Annotated in this window: 14 protein-coding genes and 1 tRNA gene; 9 read left to right on the forward strand and 6 right to left on the reverse strand. The window is 52.6% G+C overall.

Going from position 1 to position 15,335, the window contains the following annotated elements; all coding sequences use genetic code 11:
• Nucleotides 1-223 precede the first annotated feature (223 nt).
• The 3 genes from QZR21_RS01050 to truA form a co-directional block, all read right to left on the reverse strand.
• Complete coding sequence (locus tag QZR21_RS01050) at nt 224-1,417, reverse strand: pyridoxal phosphate-dependent aminotransferase (protein WP_296973266.1); 1,194 nt, start codon at nt 1,415-1,417, stop codon at nt 224-226.
• Between the two features lie 245 nt (nt 1,418-1,662).
• Nucleotides 1,663-1,754: transfer RNA gene (locus QZR21_RS01055), tRNA-Ser, on the reverse strand.
• A 174-nt stretch (nt 1,755-1,928) separates the two neighbouring features.
• On the reverse strand, nt 1,929-2,666 hold the full coding sequence (truA, locus tag QZR21_RS01060) for a tRNA pseudouridine(38-40) synthase TruA (protein ID WP_296096616.1): 738 nt from the start codon (nt 2,664-2,666) through the stop codon (nt 1,929-1,931).
• A 233-nt stretch (nt 2,667-2,899) separates the two neighbouring features.
• Here truA and QZR21_RS01065 point away from each other — a divergent pair, with 233 nt between their 5' ends.
• The 3 genes from QZR21_RS01065 (at nt 2,900) to QZR21_RS01075 (ending at nt 5,536) form a co-directional block, all read left to right on the forward strand.
• Nucleotides 2,900-3,283, forward strand: a complete 384-nt coding sequence (locus tag QZR21_RS01065; protein ID WP_296096614.1) for a hypothetical protein — start codon at nt 2,900-2,902, stop codon at nt 3,281-3,283.
• Nucleotides 3,283-4,569 (forward strand): M18 family aminopeptidase, encoded by a 1,287-nt coding sequence (locus QZR21_RS01070; protein ID WP_296973271.1) that lies wholly within the window; start codon nt 3,283-3,285, stop codon nt 4,567-4,569. The genes QZR21_RS01065 and QZR21_RS01070 overlap by 1 nt, the downstream gene beginning before the upstream one ends.
• 172 nt (nt 4,570-4,741) lie before the next feature.
• Nucleotides 4,742-5,536, forward strand: coding sequence for a carbon-nitrogen family hydrolase (locus QZR21_RS01075; RefSeq protein ID WP_296973274.1), 795 nt, complete (start codon nt 4,742-4,744; stop codon nt 5,534-5,536).
• 82 nt (nt 5,537-5,618) lie between these two features.
• Here QZR21_RS01075 and QZR21_RS01080 read toward each other — a convergent pair whose 3' ends face one another.
• Nucleotides 5,619-6,128 (reverse strand): transporter, encoded by a 510-nt coding sequence (locus tag QZR21_RS01080; protein WP_296096608.1) that lies wholly within the window; start codon nt 6,126-6,128, stop codon nt 5,619-5,621.
• Nucleotides 6,129-6,432: 304 nt separating this feature from the next.
• Complete coding sequence (gene typA, locus QZR21_RS01085) at nt 6,433-8,253, reverse strand: translational GTPase TypA (protein WP_296096606.1); 1,821 nt, start codon at nt 8,251-8,253, stop codon at nt 6,433-6,435.
• A gap of 357 nt (nt 8,254-8,610) precedes the next feature.
• Between typA and QZR21_RS01090 the strand changes: the two genes are divergently transcribed.
• The 6 genes from QZR21_RS01090 to QZR21_RS01115 all read left to right on the forward strand — a co-directional run bounded on the left by QZR21_RS01090 (nt 8,611) and on the right by QZR21_RS01115 (nt 14,112).
• Nucleotides 8,611-9,228 (forward strand): GTP pyrophosphokinase family protein, encoded by a 618-nt coding sequence (locus tag QZR21_RS01090; RefSeq protein WP_296973278.1) that lies wholly within the window; start codon nt 8,611-8,613, stop codon nt 9,226-9,228.
• Nucleotides 9,229-9,316: 88 nt separating this feature from the next.
• Nucleotides 9,317-9,991: a response regulator transcription factor gene (locus QZR21_RS01095; protein ID WP_296096593.1), complete on the forward strand. Its 675-nt coding sequence runs from the start codon at nt 9,317-9,319 to the stop codon at nt 9,989-9,991.
• A 1-nt stretch (nt 9,992) separates the two neighbouring features.
• The gene (locus QZR21_RS01100; RefSeq protein WP_296096591.1) at nt 9,993-11,270 is read left to right on the forward strand and encodes a cell wall metabolism sensor histidine kinase WalK; all 1,278 of its coding nucleotides are present in this window, start codon (nt 9,993-9,995) and stop codon (nt 11,268-11,270) included.
• A gap of 487 nt (nt 11,271-11,757) precedes the next feature.
• Nucleotides 11,758-12,612: a pantoate--beta-alanine ligase gene (panC, locus tag QZR21_RS01105; protein WP_296096589.1), complete on the forward strand. Its 855-nt coding sequence runs from the start codon at nt 11,758-11,760 to the stop codon at nt 12,610-12,612.
• The gene (gene panD / locus QZR21_RS01110) at nt 12,612-12,995 is read left to right on the forward strand and encodes an aspartate 1-decarboxylase (protein ID WP_296096587.1); all 384 of its coding nucleotides are present in this window, start codon (nt 12,612-12,614) and stop codon (nt 12,993-12,995) included. The genes panC and panD overlap by 1 nt, the downstream gene beginning before the upstream one ends.
• A 151-nt stretch (nt 12,996-13,146) precedes the next feature.
• Entirely contained in the window at nt 13,147-14,112 is a 966-nt protein-coding gene (locus QZR21_RS01115) for a bile acid:sodium symporter family protein (RefSeq protein WP_296096586.1), read from the forward strand.
• 273 nt (nt 14,113-14,385) lie between these two features.
• Here QZR21_RS01115 and QZR21_RS01120 read toward each other — a convergent pair whose 3' ends face one another.
• The gene (locus QZR21_RS01120; RefSeq protein WP_296096584.1) at nt 14,386-15,246 is read right to left on the reverse strand and encodes a YihY/virulence factor BrkB family protein; all 861 of its coding nucleotides are present in this window, start codon (nt 15,244-15,246) and stop codon (nt 14,386-14,388) included.
• Nucleotides 15,247-15,335: the final 89 nt, after the last annotated feature.

Raw genomic sequence — 15,335 nt, forward strand, 5'->3', positions numbered from 1 at the left:
TACGGCACGAATGACTGACGGAAATATAGGGTGGGTAGCGCCGCAGGCGAATCAGTTTTCCTAGCTGCTAGCCGCTAGAAGCTAGAAGCTAGAAGCCCCGTGCGAGTGACTCTACCCGTCAACACCGAATACCAACAGCTCGACAAACTGAAATGTTGCATCTTCTTCAATAAAAAAAAACAGTGGAATGAAATTCTTCACTCCACTGTCTTTTTTATTATCTTCAGATCTTTCTTCCTGGATATGCCTTGAGGCCATGGGCCAGGAGGGTAATGGCCCTTTCCAGGTCCCTGCAGTTCAGCACATAGGCCAGGCGGGCTTCATCGATGCCCTTGCCCGGTTCCGCATAGAAACCGTTGCCCGGGGCAATCATTACGGTTTCCCCGTCTTCTTCGAAGTCCTTCAGCATCCAGATAGCGAATTTTTCCGCATCATCCACAGGGAGTTTTACCATGACGTAGAAAGCACCCTTGGGGTCCGAAGAAATGACGCCCGGAATTTTCGCAAGTCCGGCAGCGATGGTATCGCGGCGTTTCTTGTATTCCTTATTGACCTCTTCCAGATAGGATTTCGGTGTATCGTAGAGAGCAGCCGCCCCCACCTGTTCTACCGTTGGCACACAGAGGCGGGCCTGGCAGAATTTATTGATCTGGGTGGTGAAGTCTTCATTCTTGCTGATCAGGCATCCGATGCGGGCACCGCAGGCACTGTACCGCTTGGACACGGAGTCCACAATGATGAGGTTATCTGCCAGGTCATCGTAGGTGCCAAAGCTGGTATAAGCTCCATCGTATACGAATTCCCGGTACACTTCATCCGCAATGAGGGCCAGGCCATGTTTCTTGACCACCGAAGCAATCATGTCCATTTCGGCCTTCGTATACACTACGCCCGTGGGGTTGCCGGGGTTCGTCAGAAGAATGGCCCGGGTCTTATCGGTAACATATTTTTCTACCGTATCCTTGTCCGGCAGGCGATAGCCGTTTTCGGCACTGGTAGGAACAGCTCTTACATGGGCCCCTGCAATCTTGGCGAAGGAATTGTAGTTTGCATAGAACGGCTCAAATACAAGGATTTCATCCCCCGGATCACAGAGGGTGAGGGCTGCCAGTTCCAGTGCTTCGCTGCCGCCGGCGGTGACATAGATATTCTTTTCACTGTACTCCATGCCCCATTCTTTGTAGTACTTCTGGATCTGGTGAATCAGGTGCATATCGCCCTGGGACTGTCCGTAGGCAATAGTTTTCTTGTCAAACTTCCGGATGGCTTCCATAAACTGGGGCGGCGTCTCAATATCGGGCTGTCCGATATTCAGATGGTACACTTTCTTCCCTGCCTTCTGGGCTTCCTGGGCATAGGGTCCCAGCTTACGAATCGGTGATGTGGTCAGGCTTAATGCTCTCCGTGAAATCTTCATGTTGACACCTTCCTGTGACTGAACTATGAGGAAATAATTGTATATCTACATTATATAACGAATCTTCAATTCTGCCACTGGGGATGGGAGAGATTTGAAATTTGAAGCAAGAGAATGGAGTTCTGCGGTTTTGCCGCAGATAATAATCAGATGAAACCAACGGTACCCGCCGTTTGGAATCCGTTTCCCGCCTGAAAACAGACAAAGCAAAAGGGCTCTGTCATTTCTGACAGAGCCCACATTTGTGGCGGAGAGAGGGGGATTCGAACCCCCGTGCCGGTATTCGCCGGCAACATGATTTCCAATCATGCACCTTAAACCGCTCGGACACCTCTCCATGCTGCTTATCCCTGACCTCTCGGTCAGCGCCTTATTGATTTGTATCAGTGGTTGACTGACTTATATAGTATACCAAGCGGGGCTATAGATGTCAAGCGTTTTTGTAATTTTTTCAGATTCTTCTTTTCCCCATTCATAGGATGAACTGTCAGCCCGCCAGCAACCTGTTCCATCAATATATTACTTCCACCAGGCAGAGGCCCTGGGGCGGGGCGGTGAAGCCGGCGCCGGAGCGGTCTTTGGCCTCGAAAACCGAGGGGATGGAATCCGCTTCCCTTTTTCCTTCCCCTATTTCCACCAGGGTGCCCACCATGATACGGATCATATTCTGGAGGAATCCGTCTCCCCAGAAGTCCAGATGAAGTTCCCCCCTTTCTTCTGTCAGGACGATATCCTCCACCGTCCGGACAGCGGACTTTTTCATATGCCTGTTGCCGCAGAAAGAGGTGAAATCATGGGTGCCCAAAAGGAGGGCGGCCCCTTTCTTCATGGCATCTACGTCCAGTTTTTCTCCCAGCTGCCACACATACCGCCGGGCAAAAACATCCTTTTCGGAGGACATACGGATCCGGTAGCGGTAATGCTTGGTCCTGGCAGAAAAGCGGCTGTGGAAACGGTCTTCCTTTTCCTCCAGGCGATGGATGGAAATGTCGTCCGGCAGGGCCCGGTTCCAGGCATCTTCCAGTTTCTCCGCCGGATACGGGCCTTCCAGATGCACATTGGCATACTGTCCCAGGGCATGGACCCCGGCGTCAGTCCTTCCGGCGCCAATGACCTGTCCTTTTTCACCGGTTACTTTCTCCAGGGTCTCTTCCAGTTTTCCCTGGATAGTTTCCTTCGTCCTTGTCTGCCGCTGCCATCCTTCGTACCGGCTGCCATCATAGGAAACGGTAAATCCGTAGTTTTTCATCTTCATCTCTCCCTGTAACAGATTCCCTTTATATCATTTACAGGCATTATAGCAATATTGGCGGATAGAAGAAAGCCCCTGTTTCCTGTGATCTGTCAGTTTCAGAAAAGTTTATATTTCCCATAAGAAAAAAGGCAAATAACAGGCGATAGGGGTATGTTATAATAAGTAAAGTACCATCTATCCTGATTTATCGGAAAGGGATGTCCTTTTCCGGGAAAGTGAGTGATTTTATGAAAAAAGTTCTGATTGCCTTTGGTATGGCCGCAGCCATTGCAGCAGGCACCCTGTCTGTTTCGGCAGCCAACTTCTGGAAATATAATGATACCGTGTCCATCGACATGGATGAAGCCAGCGTGAAGCACACTACCAATGGCCATGAAATCCTGAATTTCGTAGCTGTGGAAGCCATCGAAGGCGGCACCTGCACCTATACCTATGCCTATGACCGTACCGCCGGCACCATCCAGGTGGTAGAAATGGAAAAAGAGACGAAGGCCCTCCACTATACAAGCAACTTCACCCCCACTTCCATCAATTCCACAAATCCCGTCATCCGTGCCCGGGCCCAGATGGCAGAAGCCGTTTACCAGAGAAAGGTGAACCATAAGAAATAATGGAACTGGAAAAACCGGAAACACCGCAGGAAATCAGTGAAAACCTGATTCACTTCATCGCTCGGTCTCCCTCTGTCTTCCATGGAGTCCATGGAATCAAAGCAGCCCTTCTTTACTCCGGATTCACGGAAATCCGGGAAGAAGACCCCTGGCACATCGAAAAAGGCGGGAAATATGTGGTCACCCGGAATGGCAGCGCCCTCATCGCTTTCACCGTACCGGAAGAGGGAGCCCGTTCTTTCCGCATCATCGCATCCCACTGCGATTCCCCCACCTTCAAAATCAAGGAAAATCCGGAAATGAAAAAGGGCCCCTATGTGACCCTCAACGTGGAAGGCTACGGCGGTATGATCATGTCCACCTGGCTGGACCGTCCCCTGTCCGTGGCTGGCCGGCTCATTGTCCGGGAAAATGGCCATCTGGCGGAAAAGCTGGCTGCCGTAGACGGCACTATGCTCGTCATCCCTTCCGTGGCTATCCATATGGACCGGAACGTAAACCATAAAAAGGACTGGAATATCCAGACCGACCTTTCTCCCCTCTACGGCATGACCGGTGGGAAATCATCCTTCCTGGATGTTGTCGCCGCTTCAGCCGGAGTGAAGAAAGAAGACATTCTGGCCCATGACCTGTACCTCTACAGCCGGGTTCCCGGCACCCTCTGGGGAGAGGACAGGGAATTCATTTCCTCCCCGAAGCTCGATGACCTGCAGTGCGCCTTTGCCGCCTTCCGCGGATTCGTAGCCGGAAAGAAGGAAAAGGCCATTTCCCTCTACGCCCTCTTCGATAACGAAGAAGTGGGAAGCGGCACGGCCAACGGCGCCGGATCCACCTTCCTTTCCAATATACTCCTGCGGCTGTCCCTGTCCCTGGGGTATTCCTATGACGAAACCATGGCCATGATCGCCGGCAGCTTCATGATTTCTGCAGACAACGCCCACAGCGTGCACCCGAACCACGAAGAATACGCAGACCCCGTAAACCGGCCTGTCATCAATAAGGGTATCGTTATCAAGTACAACGCCCAGCAGCGCTACGCCACAGACGCACTGTCCGCTGCCCGGTTCAAGAACCTCTGTGAGGAAATCCATATCCCCACCCAGACATTCACCAACCGCAGTGATAACCCCGGCGGCTCCACCCTTGGAAATATTTCCAATACGAAAGTCGCCATGCCTACGGTGGATATCGGCCTTTCCCAGCTGGCCATGCACTCGTCCTACGAGACCGCCGGCACCCTGGATACCGCATACCTCGCCGCCGCTTCGGCGAAGTTTTTTGACTGAACACAGACTCCATAAAAGACCTCCTTCGGGAGGTTTTTTTCGTGAAACCGGCCATGCTATAATGAACGTAGAAAGCTGCGCCTGTTCCGCAGCAGACACATAATGTATATACCGGTGAATCCGCCTCCAGCCATTCACCGCTGTCCGAAGGCCTTTGCCCAGGGAGGATGCCATGAAATTACGAATCGCACTGATACAGATGCAGGTAGAAATGGGAAATCCGGAAAGAAATTTTGCCCATGCCAAAGAGATGATGGAAGAAGCCATGGAACGAAAGCCGGACATCCTGGTCCTTCCGGAAACATGGAACACCGGATTCTTCCCCAGGGAAAATCTGGCAGATCTGGCCGACAAAGAAGGGAAAGAGACTTCCCGTCTCCTTTCAGAAACCGCATCCCGGTACGCCGTGAATATCGTGGGCGGTTCCACGGCTGTACAGGAAGGCAATGATATTTACAACCGGTCCATGGTCTTCGACCGCAAGGGAGACCTTGTTTCTACTTATGATAAGATGCACGGCTTCTCCCTCTCCGGGGAGCCCGGCTATTTCCGTATGGGAAACCACCTCTCCCATTTTACCCTGGACGGCATTGAATGCTCCATGGCCATCTGCTACGACATCCGGTTCCCGGAACTTATCCGCCGGGAAGCGCTGGCAGGAGTGGACCTGTTCTTCGTCCCTGCGGCCTGGCCGAAGATTCGGAACGCCCACTGGGTCCGCCTGAACCAGGCCCGGGCCATAGAGAACCAGTTCTACCTGGCCGCCGTGAACCAGGCCGGCCATTCCGGGGATACGGATTACGCCGGAGAATCCCTGCTTCTAGACCCCTGGGGTGAAGATATCTGCCATCTGGAAGACACGGAGGAAATCGCCTACGGCCGTATGGACACGGACGTCATCAAAGAAGTGTGGACACAGATCAACGTATTTCGGGACCGCCGGCCGGAGTGGGACCGGGTCGAATAGGAAATACAACCTGCCAGGGAAGTACAGAGTAATTTCTGACAATAAAAAAAGCTCCTGCAATAATGCAGGAGTTTTTTTATTGTCAGAAATGGTAATTCAGGCCGATACCTACGCCGCCTTCGTTATCCACATCATCCCTGTCGTAGTAGGTATAATTCAGGTCCACGTCGAAGGATGTGGGCACCAGGTCCAGCTGCAGGCCTGCCTTGTACTGTCTTTCCTCGCTGGAAACAAGGAGTCCCGCATAGGCATCCAGAGGTCCCAGCACATTGGCCCTGCCTTCTACCAGGCCAAACATTCTGGCATCCCGGTCATAGTAATTCCGGCTGCCCGCACCGATGTAGAGATGGCCGATCCTGTATTTTGCATACACATCGGTCTCATTGCCCCGATGGTTCCAGTGGCGCACCTCGGCGCCTACGGCTACTTTCGGAATCGGCTTCACTTCGATATGGGCGCTGTGGATGCCATCGGCTGCTCCGTTGTATCCATAGCCCACTTCCGTATCCATAATGCCGCCAATAGCGCTGGCTGATCCGGCGCCGCCGGCCAGAAGCGCCGCCATGGCTGCCAGACATACAAGTTTCTTCATATGGGGTCCCCCTTTCTTAAATATTGGTTCTTTGTCTTTATTATATACCAGATGGTACAGGAAATTAAGAAATTTTTGTGGAGACTGAGGTTAAAGGAAATGGGACTCATGTTTCCGATGGGCTTTCCGCTATCCGCTTACAGCTTACCGGGAACCGGCTGCTTCGCAACAGTGTCAGGTGGCTGAGTGTGCATGCGAATGGACGGTGCTTCCCTGGAGTCCAGGATCCCCTGCCTGTTTGAACGTACACATCAGCATTCAAAAAAGGTGGGCCCATAAAGGGTCCACCTTTTTAACCAGCCAATTATTGCTGGCTCTTCTTTACGTTAGCGTTCTTATAACGAGCCTGACGGGAAAGAACCATCTTTCTCATGCGGATGCTCTTTGGTGTTACTTCTACCAGTTCATCATCGTTGATCCATTCCAGTGCGGATTCCAGGGTGAACTTGCGGCAGGGCGGCAGCTTGATAGCTTCATCGGAGCCGGAAGCACGGGTATTGGTGAGGTGCTTCTTCTTGCAGGGGTTCACGTCCATATCCTGGTCACGGGAGTTTTCACCGACGATCATGCCTTCATAAACTTCCACGCCCGGTTCCAGGAACAGTTCGCCCCTGTCCAGGATGGAGTTCAGGCCATAGGCAGTGGTAACGCCGGCTTCGAAGGCCACAAGGGATCCCCTTGTTCTTTCAGGAATATCGCCTTTGTAGGGAGCATAGCCCTGGAATACGTGGTACATGATACCGGTGCCACGGGTGGTGGTGAGGAGTTCATTACGGAAGCCGATGAGGCCGCGAGCAGGAATGGAGAATTCCATCTTCATGTAGCCTGCCAGTTCTTCCATGGAAATCATTTCCGCTCTTCTCGGTCCAAGACCTTCCATGACGGCGCCCATGAATTCCTGGGGTACTTCAATGGTGAGCCGTTCCAGCGGTTCACATTTCTTGCCGTTAATGACTTTATAAATAACCTGGGGTTTCGATACTTCCAGTTCAAATCCTTCACGGCGCATGGTTTCAATCAGCACGGACAAATGGAGTTCGCCGCGGCCGGAAACTTTGAAAGCATCGGAGGTATCCGTATCTTCTACACGGAGGGCCACGTTGGTTTCGATTTCCTTATAGAGACGGGCACGGATGTGGCGGGATGTTACGAAGTCCCCTTCCTTGCCGGCGAAGGGGCTCTTGTTGACATGGAATACCATGGACAGGGTCGGTTCGTCGATGTGGATGGATGGAAGGGCTTCCGGATTTGCAGCATCGGCTACGGTTTCACCGATGTTGATGTCCTTGAAACCTGCCATGGCGATGATATCGCCGGCCTTCACTTCCTGTACGGGGGTCCGTTTCATTCCCTGCCAGGTAAAGAGGGAACCGATATGATCGCTACGGATCTTGGTGCCATCTGTAATGGCTACAGGCATGCCCTGTCTGGCAGTGCCCCGGGTAATACGGCCGATGGCCACTTTGCCCAGGTAATCATCTGCTTCCAGCGTGGTCACCATGACCTGCAGACCGCCGTCGGGATCCACGTCGGGGCAGGGGCAGTACTTCAGGATTGCATCAAAGAGGGGTCCCAGGTCCTTGCCTTCATCGTTCATATGGAGCTTGGCAATGCCGTTTCTGGCAGAGCAGTAAATGAGCGGGAAATCGAGCTGTTCATCATCCGCTTCCAGTTCGATAAACAGGTCCAGGATTTCGCCTTCCACATCGGAAATGCGCTGGTCCGGACGGTCGATTTTATTGATGACGACGATTGGTTTCAGCTTATGTTCCAGTGCCTTGCGGAGAACGTACTTCGTCTGGGGCATTGGGCCTTCATGGGCATCTACCAGCAGGAGAACGCCATCTACCATGTTGAGGATACGTTCTACTTCGCCGCCGAAATCTGCATGCCCTGGGGTATCAACGATATTGATTTTCACGCCGTTGTGCATGACAGAGGTATTTTTTGCCAGAATGGTAATGCCTCTTTCCCGTTCAATCGGGTTGGAGTCCATGACACGTTCTGCCACTTTCTGGTTATCTCTGAAAACATGGCTCTGTTTCAGCATGGCATCCACAAGAGTCGTCTTGCCATGGTCGACATGGGCGATAATGGCAATGTTACGGATATCTTCTCTTTTCATTTCTTCTTCTTTCCCCCTCGGGTATACAGCAAAAAACAATGTATCTCCGTTATTATAGCACAGAGAAAAGGGATTGTTTATAGTATCGGTAAATACGGTTTATTATAACATACCGGGAGGCTGCAGGTAAAGGGAAATATGAATGAGAGATTGAGATTGAGATCGAGATCGAGATCGAGAATCGTCCACCTGCGGCGCTTCCCAATCTGTGCGCCGCCACCTTCATTCCTAATTCCTAATTTCTCATTCCCGATTATTTCCGCGCCGCCACTTTCCCCTTAACAGCCTTTCCCTTGTTCCTCCCTTATTCATGCTATAATAGGATAAAACTTATCCAAGGAAAGAGACTGTACAAAAATGAATGAATCTATCTACGGCGCCTGGAAAGAGGTGCTTCCCAAAATCATGGAATCCCTGGTTTCCCGGATCCAGGAATTTAACCGCTCCCACCAGGAAGAATACGGCGAAGGGGCCTATGAACACCTGATTTACCGCATCAAGTCAGAGGACAGTATGGTGGAAAAATGCCACCGCAAGGACCTGCCCCCTACACCGGTGTCTGCCCTCTACGATATCCACGATGCCATCGGCCTCCGTATTGTCTGCTGTTTCCTTAATGACATCTACGACAATATCCGGTTCATTTCTTCCCTCCCCGGTGTGACGGTGGTGAAAGGCAAGGATTACATCAAAAACGCCAAGCCCAACGGGTATCGGAGCTACCACATGATCATCGACGTGGAGGCCCCCTTTGAAGATGTGAAAGGGCATACCCCCGGCCATTTCTTCGTGGAAATCCAGCTTCGTACCATTGCCATGGATTCCTGGGCCAGCCTGGAACACCAGATGAAGTACAAGAAGGATATCAGGAACCCGGAAATGATTACAAGGGAACTGAAGCGCTGCGCCGATGAGTTGGCGTCCTGCGACTTGTCCATGCAGACCATCCGGAATCTGATCCGCCAGGAGCATTGAGAAGCTGGTATGAGTCTTCTCCGGGCGCCGGCCTCAGGCTGCATCCGGAGAAGCGCCGGAATATTCGACACTAAAGGAGTATGATCATATGCGTTTACTTCTTGCAGAAGATGAAAAAGACATGGCCGATGTGCTGCTGGCCATATTCAAGCACCAGGGCTTTGAAGCGGATTGGGCGGAAAATGGAGCCATCGCCGTGGACCTGGCCCAAAAGAAAAATTACGACTGCATGATTTTTGATATCATGATGCCCGTGAAAGACGGCATTACGGCGCTGAAGGAGCTCCGTGAAGCAGGCGACGTGACGCCGGTCATCATGCTCACCGCCAAATCCGAAGTGGACGACCGCATTACGGGCCTCGATTCCGGCGCCGATGACTACCTCACAAAGCCCTTCGCCATCGGGGAGCTGCTGGCCCGCATCCGTTCTCTCACCCGCCGGAATAAGGACTTCACCCCCACCATCCTCTCCGCCGGTTCCACAAGTCTGGACACGGAAGAACAGGAGCTGTCGGCCCACAATTCCATCCGCCTCTCCGGTAAGGAAACAAAGCTCATGAAACTATTCATGCTCAATGAAAATAAGGAGCTTTCCACGTCCTACCTATTTCAGAAAATCTGGAGCGGCGAAGAGGGGGTCGATGAGAGCGTGGTCTGGATTTACATTTCTTATCTCCGGGAAAAGCTGTCCGCCATCAATTCGGACCTCTCCATTTTCGGAGAAGAGGGGCAGTCGTTCCGCCTTGCCCTGAGGGAGGACTAGTATGAACATCATCAGGCGGCTTCGGCGGCAGTTCATCCTTCTCGCCACCCTGGCCATCGTTATCATTGTGGTAGGCGCCCTGGGCCTCATCAATCTTATGGGATACTACGGCATGCGCACCCATTGCCTGGACACCATGACCTATATCACCCAGAACGGCGGCAGCCTCCCTTCCCGCATCCGCGGCGGGGACAGTTCCTTCTGGAACAGCCAGTTCGGGACCACCTGGCCCGAGGATACGCCGGAATCGCCCTACCTGATCCGCTACTTTTCCATCCGCCTGGACAGTGAAAACCGGATTACCGGGGCCAATGTAAAAAATATCGTCGCCTTTTCTGAAGAACAGGCCGTGGAGTTTGCTAAGATTGCCCTGAGCGCTCCTTCGGATGTAGGGTTTCTCCAGAAAAACAAAGCCCGTTACGGATATATGAAAACAGCCACCGCCGATGGAGGCACCCTCATTGTCATTCTGGACTGCACGAGAGAATTTTCCGATGTCCATACCTTTATGTCCTACTCCATGTGGTTCGGGCTCATCTGCATCCTCCTCTATGTACTGATTTTCGCCGTCCTGTCAAACCGGGCCATTGCTCCCTTCGTCCGGAACCTGGAGAACCAGAAACGGTTCATTACCAACGCCAGCCATGAGCTGAAAACGCCGCTGGCCATTATCTCTGTCAATGCGGAAGCCATGGAAATGATGAATGGGAAAAACCAGTGGACCGAGGGTATCCTGAAGCAGGTCCGCCGTATGTCCGGCCTCATCGGCCATCTCATTCTCCTTTCCAAGGCCGGCGAAACCACGAAGGCCCAGCTGAACAAGGTTCCCTTCGACCTCACAAAGCTCCTTTCCCAGAGCCGGGAGGACTTTGAACTTCTGGCGGAAGGACAGCACAAAAAGCTCACCATTTCCTGCCCGCCGGAAACCGTGGTGAAAACCGATGAGAAGTACCTGACTGAAATTATCCATATCCTTCTGGATAACGCCGTAAAGTACTGCGATGATAATGGCACCATTGCCATTGACGCAGAAAAGGGAAAGAAGAAGGACAGCATCCTCCTCACTGTTTCCAATGATTACAAGGACGGGGCCCACGTGGACTACTCCCGTTTCTTTGAACGGTTCTATCGGAATGACGAGTCCCACAACAGCAAAAAAGCGGGTTACGGCATAGGCCTTTCCATCGCGAAAGAGCTGTCTTCCCTCCTTTCCATCCCCCTGTCCGTCACCTACAAAGATGGCCGGATATCCTTCCACCTGCTCCTGAAAACGAAATAAAGTCAAATTTCTGCCTTGACAGAAACTATTCCCTGTTTTATCCTTGTCTTCGGAAGGTATGTTCCGGACGGACCCGTATGGGCATCTCCCAGGGAGAGCCTGAAATGGGAATGCCGGAGACCCGCCAAAGGGAGTTTTCCCATTTCCCCGCGTAGTATCAGCTGAGCTGCAGCGGACAGGAATTGGAAATAGCCCAAGGGAATACCGTTCCAAAAAAATTCATATCGCTTGGATTGTAATGACCGAGACGAATGCAGAGATTTCAATAACAGCCGCATCCTTTTCGGGTGCGGTTTTTTTTACATCCCTTTTCCGGAGAATTCCTGGCAGCTCCCTCTGGGCAGGCTCTTTTGGGCTGTGTCTTACCAGCAGCGGGGAAACAGGGTTCCAGGAAAGCGCATTCCTTTTGGAGTGCGCCTTTTTTATTGAAATCCTGTCCCGTTGTTGCAGAAAAGCAGTGGGAAAATTTCCCGGAAAGGACGACAAAATGATTGTCTACCACAAGATTAAAGAGCTGAAGGATTTCGTACACCAGTGCAAAAAGGAAGGAAAGACCATCGGCCTCGTAACCACCATGGGTGCCCTCCATGAGGGCCATGCCTCCCTCATCAGGGCTGCCCACAAAGAAAACGATGTAACCATTACCACGGTATTCGTAAACCCCACCCAATTTGGTCCCAATGAAGACTATGCGAAATACCCGAGGACCCTGGACCACGACTGCCAGGTAGCGGAAGCAGCAGGAGCGGACCTGCTCTTTGCGCCAAGCCCGGAAGAAATGTACCCCCACAAAGATCCCACCTGGGTAGAAGTGACAGGCCCCATCACGAAAGTTCTCTGCGGCCGCACAAGACCTATCCATTTCCGGGGTGTGGCTACGGTATGCACCAAGTTCTTCAACCTCACCGAATGCGATCGGGCTTACTACGGACTGAAAGATGCCCAGCAGACCCAGGTACTGGAACGGATGGTGGAAGACCTGTTCATGAACGTTAAACTCCGGATCATGCCCATTGTCCGGGAAGCAGACGGCCTGGCGAAGAGTTCCCGGAATGTCTACCTTTCCCCGGAGGAGCACAAGGCAGCCCTCGTCCTTTCCCGGAGCCTTAAACACGCCAAGGAAGCCTTTGAAAAGGGCGAACGGAGCAAGGAAAAACTGATTTCCCAGGTCACTGAAGAAATCAAAGGAGAGCCCATGAGCGACATCGATTATGTGGAAATGTACGGCATGCCGGGGCTCACAGACGTTTCCGATACCATCCATGGAAAGGTGCTCCTGGCGGTGGCTGTGAAATTCGGAAAGACAAGACTCATTGATAACGTGGTACTGGAGGCAGAATAATGACATATACAATGATGCATGGGAAAATTCACCGGGCTACGGTGACAGAAGCAAATCTGGAATACATGGGAAGCATCACCATTGACCAGGACCTCATGGATGCCGCCGGCATCCTGCCCGGTGAGCGGGTACAGATCTGCAACAACAATAACGGCGCCCGCCTGGAAACCTATACGATCCCCGGCAAGCGGGGAAGCGGAGTCATCTGCCTGAACGGAGCCGCTGCCCGGTGCACTGCCATCGGGGATATTGTCATCATCATCGCCTATGCCCAGATGGATGAAAAAGAAGCCCGCTCTTTCGTGCCCAAGGTGGTCATGGTGGATGAGCATAACCGTCCCCTGAAGACAAGGGGCGCTGAAAAAGAACGGGAAATCGGCTGATGAAATCGATGCTGATGGGTAACATCATTCGTGCGGGGCTGACAGCTGCCAGCTGTCAGGAAAGCTCCCGCGGGTATGACTCCCCCATCAGCAGGCAAAACCAACAGTTCCAATCGTCTTCATTCCGTCATTTTTCCCAAAGGAGCCTGTCATGCTTTCCAAAATCGTACGTATCTGCACCCGCTACATGGCGGTGGGTGTCATACTGGCCGGCATATTCGGCATATTCTTTCCTTCCGTCATGAAACCACTGGCCCCCTGGATTCCTGTCATGCTGGGGGTTATCATGTTCGGCATGGGCATGAGCCTGACGCCGAAGGACTTCAGGAATGTCTTCAAACAGCCCAAAAACGTGGCCCTGGGATCAGTGCTCCAGTTCGTCATCATGCCATCTTTGGCCTTTGTGCTCATCAAAATCTTTGACCTGCCGCCGGCTATCGCCATCGGCGTGGTCCTCGTAGGCTGCTGCCCCGGCGGCACCGCTTCCAATGTGATTTCCTACATTGCCCATGCGGACGTGGCCCTTTCCGTATCCATGACCATGGTGAATACTATCCTCGCTCCCTTTGTGACGCCTTTCCTGATCTGGCTCATTGCGGGAGCCTGGGTAAATATCAGCTTCCCGGCCATGATGGTTTCCATCATCAAGATGGTACTCCTGCCCCTGCTCCTCGGGGTGGCCATCAATTATTTCTTCCCGAAAGCTGTGGCCCGGGTAAACGGTGTCATGCCCATGCTTTCGGCACTGGTCATTATCCTCACCGTGGGCTGTGTAGTTTCCCTGTCCGGCCGGACAATCCTGGATAACGGCCTCCTGATCCTGTGTGTGGTCATTCTCCACAACCTGGGCGGCATGGCCCTTGGGTATTTCTGCGCTCGGAAGTTCGGCATGAACAAGGCCCAGGTCCGGGCCATGGCCATCGAAGTGGGTATGCAGAATTCCGGCCTCGCCTCTACCCTGGCCCTCATGTACTTCACCGCCGCCGGCGGTATTGCGGGAGCCATCTTCTCCGTATGGCACAATGTATCGGGCTCCCTCTTCGCTTCCTGGTGTGTAGGCCGGGATGAAGAAGAGGAGGAAGAGAAGGCATCCGCTGCCGAAGTGCAGGCCAGATAAGAAATCGGTGCACCTGAAAAGCCCCGGAGACTGTGTCTCCGAGGCTTTTTGCACGCTAACAGGCGTTAGCAGGTTATCATGCTGATGGATAGAGCCATTCGTGCGGAAGCTTCCAGTTGCTAGCTTCTAGAAAAGCTCTACGGCCTACGGCACGAATGGACTGGTGGAAATATCAGGTGAAAAGCGCCGCAGGCTGACCAGTATTCCTGGAAGCTGGTTGCGTCATGGGTGTGACTCTATCCACTAATATACTACCTGCGTTCCGATGAAATTTTATTCTTCCCTCTCCATTTTCCTCTTCACCGTCTCATCCCACACGGCGATGAATTCGCCGCCGGAAATAATGACGATGGCTGCCAGGTGGAACCAGATAAAGAGGACAATCAAGCCGATGAGGGATCCGTAGGTAAGGCCCATGGATGATACGTGAAGGATATAGAATCCGTAGGCCGCGGTGAGGGCAATCCATATGGAAGTCACCAGAAAAGCCGCCGTCAGCACCCGTTTCCACTGGGACCGTTGCCTGGCCGGGGCGTATTCGTAGAAGGCGGCCAGGGAAAAGGCGATGATGGCAAAGGGGATACTGAATTTCACCAGGGTCCATAGTTTCAGAAAAATCTCAGGCACCCGGAAGTAGTAGGCAATGGCATAGACCACCGCATTGCCGAAAACGATGAGCCCCAGGGAAAGGATCATGGCAAAGGAAATGAACAGGGTAAAGACGATGGACTTGGCATTGACCCTGATGTAGGACTGCTTATTCCGATTCCCGAAAAAGGAAATATCCATGGACCGGATCAGCGTATCCACTCCCTGAGAAGACGTCCACAGGGCACCGGCAAGGCCGACAAAAAGCCAGATAGAACTTCGGGCCCGGATGATACGGAGAATATTGGCTTCCATGGCCACCGCCACATCATCGGGGAGATAGGACAGAAGGTTCAGGATAATATGGATCTGGGGCGCCGCAAAGAAGAGCATGGCGTTCACCAGGAAGATCAGGAAAGGAATGAGCCCCAGGATGAAATAGTAGGTGGTCTCCGCCGCCAGGGCTGTCACATTGTCATCGTTAAACCGCTGCACCAGCCGTTTGACGAAAAAGACTCCACTGCTGTCTGTAGGTTTTGGATCCAAGGGGCACCTCCTTTCCTGTAAAAACTACCTTATTATACCGCGGACAGGCCGAATTGGTCCATGGGCCATTTGAGTCGGACTCAGGGTAA

The sequence above is a fragment of the uncultured Dialister sp. genome (genome assembly GCF_900541605.1).
Lineage (GTDB): Bacteria > Bacillota > Negativicutes > Veillonellales > Dialisteraceae > Dialister.

Coding starts and splice junctions, on each gene's coding strand:
- typA (WP_296096606.1), bottom strand. CDS start 8,253: ATGAAAAGAGAAGATATCCGTAACATTGCCATTATCGCCCATGTCGAC.
- QZR21_RS01075 (WP_296973274.1), top strand. CDS start 4,742: ATGAAATTACGAATCGCACTGATACAGATGCAGGTAGAAATGGGAAAT.
- truA (WP_296096616.1), bottom strand. CDS start 2,666: ATGAAAAACTACGGATTTACCGTTTCCTATGATGGCAGCCGGTACGAA.
- panD (WP_296096587.1), top strand. CDS start 12,612: ATGACATATACAATGATGCATGGGAAAATTCACCGGGCTACGGTGACA.
- QZR21_RS01070 (WP_296973271.1), top strand. CDS start 3,283: ATGGAACTGGAAAAACCGGAAACACCGCAGGAAATCAGTGAAAACCTG.
- QZR21_RS01080 (WP_296096608.1), bottom strand. CDS start 6,128: ATGAAGAAACTTGTATGTCTGGCAGCCATGGCGGCGCTTCTGGCCGGC.
- QZR21_RS01065 (WP_296096614.1), top strand. CDS start 2,900: ATGAAAAAAGTTCTGATTGCCTTTGGTATGGCCGCAGCCATTGCAGCA.
- QZR21_RS01115 (WP_296096586.1), top strand. CDS start 13,147: ATGCTTTCCAAAATCGTACGTATCTGCACCCGCTACATGGCGGTGGGT.
- panC (WP_296096589.1), top strand. CDS start 11,758: ATGATTGTCTACCACAAGATTAAAGAGCTGAAGGATTTCGTACACCAG.
- QZR21_RS01095 (WP_296096593.1), top strand. CDS start 9,317: ATGCGTTTACTTCTTGCAGAAGATGAAAAAGACATGGCCGATGTGCTG.
- QZR21_RS01090 (WP_296973278.1), top strand. CDS start 8,611: ATGAATGAATCTATCTACGGCGCCTGGAAAGAGGTGCTTCCCAAAATC.
- QZR21_RS01100 (WP_296096591.1), top strand. CDS start 9,993: ATGAACATCATCAGGCGGCTTCGGCGGCAGTTCATCCTTCTCGCCACC.
- QZR21_RS01050 (WP_296973266.1), bottom strand. CDS start 1,417: ATGAAGATTTCACGGAGAGCATTAAGCCTGACCACATCACCGATTCGT.